This is a genomic window from Streptosporangium sp. NPDC003464 (genome assembly GCF_053588315.1).
This window is the reverse complement of sequence record NZ_JBSFPS010000384.1, coordinates 1-6,919: the sequence shown is the minus strand read 5'-3', so window position 1 is coordinate 6,919 and position 6,919 is coordinate 1. Positions and strand designations below refer to the sequence as shown.

Below are 6,919 nucleotides of genomic sequence, written 5' to 3'. Positions count from 1 at the left end.
CGAGTGGCGGCCATCACGTCGCGACGTGGCGGCCGGCACCCTCGCTGTGGAGTTCGTCTTCGACACGGGCCGCTTCCACATCGCCAACGCCCTTGATGAGAACAGCATCGAGGTCGGCGAGGCCCATCCAGAATGGGTGCGGCACCCACTGGGCTGTGGCGCGGCCTGACTAGGTCGGCCTCTCGTTGATCTCGATGACGGGCAGCAGGGTTGCCTGAGCCGGTGTGCTGATTTGCCTGGGTGTGGGCCCGGCGGGGGTAGGAACGTCAGCGAGCTGGCCGAGCAGCCGGTCCAGGGCAACTTGGCCGTCGTCGACCGCGGCGCGTTCGTCGTCGGTGAGCGGGACTGCGGCGAGCATGCGCTGCAGGTTGTCCTTGGCTTCCAGCAGCAGCGCTTTGGAGGAGTCCTTCGGGGTGTAGAAGTCGCACTTGGCGCAGGCCATCCGATGCGGGCACTGCTCGAATAAGGTGTAGTTGCAGAACCCGTGTCCCAGGTCGTAGTACTGCCACGGCTCGCCAGCGGCCGCGGCTCCGCTTTCGACTGCGGCCCGGTCGATGAGGACCTCGATGGTGCGGACATTGCGTTCGAAATAGCCCGCGTCGCGATAGGCCTTGGACAATGTGTTCGGGATGATCTTGGCGTAGTGCTGGGTCGTGTCGGCTGACCGGTGCCCGAGCCATGCCTGCAGCTCGAACAGGGTCATCGGTTCCTTGGCGTTGTAGAGCTGCGTGGCGATGGTGGAGCGGGCCCGGTGGCTGGTGATGTTGCCGCGGACGTCGGTGTTCGGCACTCCGGCCTTGCGACAGAGGGAGGGGATGACCGCGCTGTTGATGTAGGTCTTGGCCATGCGCTTGGCTCGGTGGGCGAACAGGAACTCGACATGTTCGGCGGTCTTGCGGTCGAGCATGGCGGGCTGCTGGGGCCGGACGGCCTGCCATGCCTCGATCGCCTGGCCGAGTAGTGGGTCGACGGGCTTGGTGAAGGCAGTCCCGGTCTTGTGCGTGGGGACGTCGAGGAGGCAGACGGCCTCGCTGGCCAAAACGTCACGTGAGTCGGCCGAGATTGGAACACCGTCGTGCTGCCATCGGATGCATCCGACGCGCAGGCGGGCTATTTCGTCGCTGCGCAGACCGCCGAACAGCCAGGTGAGTGTGACCGCGCGGATCAGTTCCATCGGGTAGCCCAGGCCGTAGGTGTTGGTCGGGCAGTCCTCGGGTTCGAGGTTGAGTCCGGCCCAAAGTAGCTTCGCCCAGACGTCGTCGGCGATGACGCGGGGATTGGGCGCGATCAGGGCCGCGACGCTCCTGGGGGTGGCCAAGGCGCGAGATGGGTCGAACCGGCGGACGATCCAGCCCCACTCCTGGGCGTCCCGGAAGAAGGTGCGGGTGGCGGTCAGGTAGCCAGCCTTGGTCTGGGGAGACAAGGGCTTTCCGCCGTGCCGTTCCAGGCCGGCCTGGCGCTGGACGTAGTCGCCCACGGTCATCCGGTCGATGGCCGCGACCCAAGCGGCGCAGATCTCCCTGCTCCAGTGGCCGGGTTCGATCACGTCGGGATGCTCGGCGGCGAGCCACCGGGCCGCCTTGGCCATGATCGAGCGGTAGGAGCCCCTGACCTTGTGGGCGAGCGTGGAGGTGGCGTACCAGCGTTCGATCATTTCGGCCCACGCCTCGGGGACGCCTTCGATGTCGGGCATCACCGCGTGGATCGACTTGGGCGGCGGGCCCGCGTGGCCGAGCGCGAACAGCGCTTTGTGAAGGCCTCGGAAGTGGCCCCGTAGGTGGTGGGGCGTTTTGGTGGGGTCTTCGCGGATCCGCTCCAGGGCTTCGCTGGTCATGTCCTGCAGGAGCGGGCTCCGGTTGACCAGTATCGCCTGGATCAAGACCGTGCGGAACTGGCCGACCGCTCCAGCGGTGGGATGGTAGCCCCACCCCTGCAAGGTGCCTGCGACCTGGTCGGCGGAGTCCTCGACAACGTTCTTGCCGAAGATCCTCCAGGCCAGGGAACGGCGGTTGAAGTTGCCGATCCGGTGGAAGTCGGTGAAGCCACCGAGGAGATAGGCGAACGCTGCCACGTAGGGACGGACCGTCCCGTCGGTCCAGCCGGGCCAGGCGTCCTCGAACTCGATGTGACCGGGCGCTCAGCTCGAACCAGGTCTCGGCCGACCAGGCCCAAAAGGACGTCTCCTCGTCCAGGCACCGGCGCAGGACCAGGCCGATCGCGTCGGTCACCGCCCGGCGGTGCGCCGAGGTGTCCGGGCACCAGCCCAAGACCGCCCGGGCGTCGTCCAACGCTCGTAGGAGCCTGCCGATAACGCGTCACTGTGGCAGGTCAGGATCGCATCCACGGCGCCGTCGGACCTGCCAGTCCAGTTCCCACAGTGCTTGTAGCTCTTGTTTGGTCAGCTCGGCCCGGCGGTTGTAGCGGCTGACGTCGATGGGCCAAGGCCAGGCTCGACCGGCGATCGCCCCGACGGCAGCCGCGGAGGGTGCGGCGCTCACGCCTTGCCCTCGGCAGAGCCGGTCGCAAGCTGGGCGAGTTGCGCGATTCTCCAGGCGTGGATCTGCTCCATGCCCCTGGCCAGCTTGTCAGCGAGGTCTCTGCCAGACAGATGAATGTACTTCATCGTGGACTCGGTGGACCGGTGGCCGGCGAAGGAGGCGATGGTGTGCGGTTCCCAGCCCATCCGGGCCAGGTCGGTCAGGCAGAGATGCCGGGTCGTGTGCGTGGTGAAGCGGGGCAGGTCAGCGGCCATGGCCAGACGTCTCACGATCTTCGACCAGCTCCACAACGTCAACGGCTGGCCGTGGTTGCGACGCGATTCCAACAGGAACAACGGGCCGCGGGCCCGGCTGATGGTCGCCCGGTGCCGCAGGTAGTCGGTCAGCAGTGCACCGGTCGAGGCCGAATACGGCACGACGCGCTCGTACCAGTTCTTGGTGGTCTCGGCGCGGACCCGGACCGTGCGGCGCCCGGGATCGAGGTCGTCGGTGCGCAGCGCGCACAGTTCCTCGCGCCGCAGCGCCGAGTCATAGGCCAGCGCCAGCATCACCCGATTCCGGGACGGCTCCTCCCTGGCAACCTCCAGGAAGGCGAGCCACTCATGGTCGGTGGGGATCCAGGGCAGCTTGGCCAGACGCGGCACCAGGCCTCGCTGATGGCCGCCGAACCGCCGTCCGGGAGTGTAACGGCCGCGCCCGACGGGGTTGGACTCGCGAATACCCTCCTCGATGAGGAAGTCGTAGAACAACCGGACTGGCACCAGCCGCTGCTGGACCGTGGCATTGGCCAGCCCCGACCCCGAATCGATCGACACGACATTGGCGCCGCGGTGACTCGGGCGCGTGCTGAGCTCCCGTACATGGCCCGCGACGTGCTCCCGGGTCGCCCGCACCGGGTCGATGCCCTCCCGCTCGCACCGATCCAGGTACTCCGCTAGCCCGCGAGCGTAGGCGTCGATCGTCCTGGGCGCCCGGCCCAGATCCGCAACCAGCTGATCGCTTGATCGTGCCGACCCAGGACAGGCCACTTCTCCTCGAGAACAACGGGGGGCAACGCATCTCCTCAGTTCGTGGTGAGACAGGGAGAGCATGATCGCGCTCCCGGTCTGATTCCACGTAACTGATACGAAGATGGTGCGCACCACCCGGCCGAGCTCCTCCATGGCCCGGTAGACCGGCTGCTTGGGGCCGCCCTTGGCAAAGCGGCGCAGCACCTGCTCGGCCTCGGCGGTACCGAGTCGCAGCGCGGTCGCGTATTTGATCATCTGGTCGTAGTGGCGGCTGATGAGGTCCCAGTCGATGGGCCGCTGCTTGACAATGCGCTCCAGGCGCGGCCAACGGTGCGGGCCCGCCTCGGGCGCATACAGCCGGATCGAGCCGATGGTCTTCAGCCGCGGCAGCAGCCGGAACCCCAGCAGTTCGGTGAAGGCGAACCCGACGGTGGAAGCGCCGTGGGTGTCGGTGTAGTTGGCCTGCACGTTCGCGTCGGTGCAGTGCCGCAGCAGGCCCTCGATCATCGCCGCGACCTCGGAGGAGGAGCGGCTTTTCAGCTGGGAGTAGATGCAGGCGCGGCCTTTGTCCACGTGGCAGTAGATCATCACGCCGTAGCCGCCGTAGCGGGCGTGGAACTCCGTCATCAGGTTCGACTCCCACGAGCCGAACCGCTTGGAGTCCGAGGCGATGCTGTAGTCAGCCTGCAGAGCGGCGAGCAGGTCGGCCTGCGCCTGCGGGGTGAGCTTGGCCGGTCGGCCCATGAGTCTCATCTCCTTCGTGTCAGGGCTTCCGCAGGGTCCGTCAGCCTCCGGCACGCGTCTACGCGTGCCGGAGGACCCGCGATCGCTTACTGGTCGGCGGGCGGTGGCCAGGGCAGGCCGAGCAGGTCGGCGAGCTTGGCGGTGGGGACACGGATGGCGGGCAGGTCGCCGCGGTGGACGGCGTCGTAGGCGGCGTCACGGTGCACGCCGAGCGCCAGGGCAGTCTCGGCGACGGTCATGGTGGCCCGATCGGGCAGAGCGGCAGTCACGAGCGGATCTTTACCGGAAAGGACGCCTTAGCGCAGAGCCCGATCCGCAGCAGCCGACCAGGACCCGCCCGGACGCTCTGCAGGCGCCGCCACCGACCCATTCCTGCAGGTCAGCGTCACGGCACGATCGCAGCGAGACAGTAGCCCCTCACCTTGTTTACCGATACGGCCGTCAGGACCCCTTCAGCCCTCCGGGAGACCACTGTGGCCGGCACCGACCGGATCGACCGCTTCACCGCGTTCACGAAGCTGCCGCGCGCCGTCACCAGCCGTCGCCGGACTGGATGTGACCGCGCCACGCCGACGACGTGATCATGCCCTCCTCCCGCAGCTCCTGCAGCCGTCGGAGCCTGCCCTTGATCTCCCGGTGCCCGAACCCGGACTCACGCAGCGCCCGCGCTTCCTCCTCCAAGTCCAGCGCCCGCAGGTCGGCGAGGACGCCGGGGCTGAGCGGCTCGTCGCGGTAGGCCACGACGAACGGCGAGCGCATGGCCCGGGTGTGCGACCGCGGATGCGACAACGCGTTGTCGATCAGCCGGAGGTCACCGGCCGCGTCGGTCAGGTAGTTCTCCGTATGCCGATCCAGGCTGCCGGTGACGTAGTCGAAGACGGCCGCGCGCTCGCGCTGGATCTCGGGAAAGGCCCACCTCCCTCCCCCGCGCGCGTTCTCCACCCACAGCTGCACCGAACCGTGCCCGTACGGACCGTCCCAGGTCGTGGTGGGCGGCACGAGGTCCCAGCCCAGGCGTTCGCTGAAGCGGTACGACTCGGCCTCGCGGCGCGGCATGCCCGATCTCGGCACCGTCTCCCGGGGGCTGCGACCGGGCGCCAGCTTGTAGATCGCGTGGCCGCCGTCGTCGAAGGTGATCAGATGGACGCCGTCGTCGCCGGCGTGCGGGTAGGGGGCGATGTCCTTCTCCCGTACCCTGCTCAGCCTGGTCAGCAGGTCGCGTTCGGCGGCACTGACCGGCCGTCCGGCCGCCCGCTCCTTCGTCAGGGTCCGGGCCTTGCGGGCGTTGCGCACGGGGTGGAGGAGCGTACGGAGGCCCATGGCCAGATCGCGGGCGAGGAAGCGCTCCAGCTCGCGGGCGAAGGTCTGCCAGAAGCGCGTGGCGGAGACCCGTAACGACAGAAGCGCGGACCTGGACTGGAGGGCCGCGGCTCCCCCGCTCACCGCGGCCGCCGCCATCGCCCAGACGAGTACGGCGACCACCCCGCCGGCGAGCGCGATCAGCACCGCCTTCAACGCCTCCACCAGCCGCGCCGCCACCTCGTGCGCGTCGGCCAGGGCGTGCAGGGTCGTGCCGACCCTGGACAGGTGACCGGAGCGGTCGTCCTCCTGATCCAGTTCGTCCCAGAACGCGGCCACCGCCTCCATGTGCAGCCCCGCGTTGCCGCCGGCGGCCCGGCCCAGCGACTCGCGCACCAGCGGCGTGACCTGGACGGCGAGCGCCGCCGCGCACTCGCGGTAGGCCGCCGCGCAATCGCGCAGCCGGTCCTCGTCCTGGGTGGGCCAGGGCACGCCGAGCGCCTGGAAGGCGATCTCCAGCGGCGGCGGCAGCATCACCGTCATGAAGGGTCGATCACCGACGCCCGTTCGGCCGCGCGGCGTACGGCGGCCATGTCCCGCAGCCCCGCCCCGGCGCTGACCATGCTCTCGTGCAGCCGCGTGCACGCCTCGCCGACCAGGAGGTTGAGCTCGTCCACGGCCATGCCGAGCACGCCGATGCCCCATGGGGAGCGTCCGCCGCCCGCCAGGGAGCCCAGCAGCGCGTCCACGTGCCGCCCGAACAGCTCGGCGGACTCGTCCATGGCGTACGCCGCGTTGGCCATCGACGTGTCGTCCGCCCAGAACTCCCGCGCCATCGCCCTCCGTCCGCCCCGATCGGGGGCCCACCCTACGCGCCGCCGGCGACGAGTGATCGACAACGGGGTGAACGCGCGCCTACCGGCGCATGCCACCTGCCGGAGGCCGGGCCTTCAGCGGTGGCGGTGGCCGCCGCGCTCTCCCGGACCGGGACTTCCAGGACGGCGGTCCGTCACCCGCCGTCCTCGTCGTGCCCCTGCCAGGCAGGACGCAGCTCCGCCCAGGCCCAGGAGTCGAGCGTGGTGCCGGTCGTCGTCGCCGGGGTGCGCGGCTGCTCGGGGACGTACCCCTCCCGCAGCCCCGTCGACATGCCCATGACGGCCTCGACCTGCGTCGGCGACATCCCGGCGCCCGCCAGGACCGGCCTCGGGGAACATCGGTACAGCGGTTAACGCCAAGCCGGTGATCATGGCGTCCAGCACAGGTGACAGGCCCGGCGGCGGGGTTCGGCGGGAGATCCCTTATCAGCGTCGGGCGCCGATGGCTTCACGCTCACGCCAGTGGAGTTCCTGGCCGACGAACAAGCGGCGT

At 69.4% G+C, this 6,919-nt stretch carries 6 protein-coding genes and 1 pseudogene; all 7 read right to left on the bottom strand.

All coding sequences use genetic code 11. From position 1 onward, the window contains the following. Nucleotides 1–169: 169 nt before the first annotated feature. Entirely contained in the window at nucleotides 170–2,071 is a 1,902-nt protein-coding gene (locus tag ACWDS7_RS45040; RefSeq protein ID WP_451934293.1) for a tyrosine-type recombinase/integrase, read from the bottom strand. A gap of 423 nt (nucleotides 2,072–2,494) precedes the next feature. Continuing rightward, nucleotides 2,495–3,589 carry a tyrosine-type recombinase/integrase gene (locus tag ACWDS7_RS45035; protein WP_451934294.1) on the bottom strand — a complete coding sequence of 365 codons (1,095 nt, stop codon included), beginning with the start codon at nucleotides 3,587–3,589 and terminating at the stop codon, nucleotides 2,495–2,497. 33 nt (nucleotides 3,590–3,622) lie between these two features. Beyond that, nucleotides 3,623–4,252, bottom strand: a pseudogene (locus ACWDS7_RS45030) (Tn3 family transposase); the annotation flags it as partial. Between the two features lie 86 nt (nucleotides 4,253–4,338). Further along, entirely contained in the window at nucleotides 4,339–4,521 is a 183-nt protein-coding gene (locus ACWDS7_RS45025) for a helix-turn-helix domain-containing protein (protein ID WP_451934292.1), read from the bottom strand. A 262-nt stretch (nucleotides 4,522–4,783) separates the two neighbouring features. Further along, nucleotides 4,784–6,094 carry a hypothetical protein gene (locus ACWDS7_RS45020; RefSeq protein WP_451934291.1) on the bottom strand — a complete coding sequence of 437 codons (1,311 nt, stop codon included), beginning with the start codon at nucleotides 6,092–6,094 and terminating at the stop codon, nucleotides 4,784–4,786. Next, the gene (locus ACWDS7_RS45015) at nucleotides 6,091–6,387 is read right to left on the bottom strand and encodes a hypothetical protein (protein WP_306872282.1); all 297 of its coding nucleotides are present in this window, start codon (nucleotides 6,385–6,387) and stop codon (nucleotides 6,091–6,093) included. The genes ACWDS7_RS45020 and ACWDS7_RS45015 overlap by 4 nt, the downstream gene beginning before the upstream one ends. Nucleotides 6,388–6,560: 173 nt before the next feature. Continuing rightward, nucleotides 6,561–6,731: a hypothetical protein gene (locus tag ACWDS7_RS45010; protein WP_451934290.1), complete on the bottom strand. Its 171-nt coding sequence runs from the start codon at nucleotides 6,729–6,731 to the stop codon at nucleotides 6,561–6,563. Nucleotides 6,732–6,919: the final 188 nt, after the last annotated feature.

What these genes read in the sequence shown, in the direction of transcription:
- ACWDS7_RS45035 (WP_451934294.1), bottom strand. Translation starts at nt 3,589, where the DNA reads ATGCTCTCCCTGTCTCACCACGAACTGAGGAGATGCGTTGCCCCCCGT.
- ACWDS7_RS45020 (WP_451934291.1), bottom strand. Translation starts at nt 6,094, where the DNA reads ATGACGGTGATGCTGCCGCCGCCGCTGGAGATCGCCTTCCAGGCGCTC.
- ACWDS7_RS45015 (WP_306872282.1), bottom strand. Translation starts at nt 6,387, where the DNA reads ATGGCGCGGGAGTTCTGGGCGGACGACACGTCGATGGCCAACGCGGCG.
- ACWDS7_RS45010 (WP_451934290.1), bottom strand. Translation starts at nt 6,731, where the DNA reads ATGTCGCCGACGCAGGTCGAGGCCGTCATGGGCATGTCGACGGGGCTG.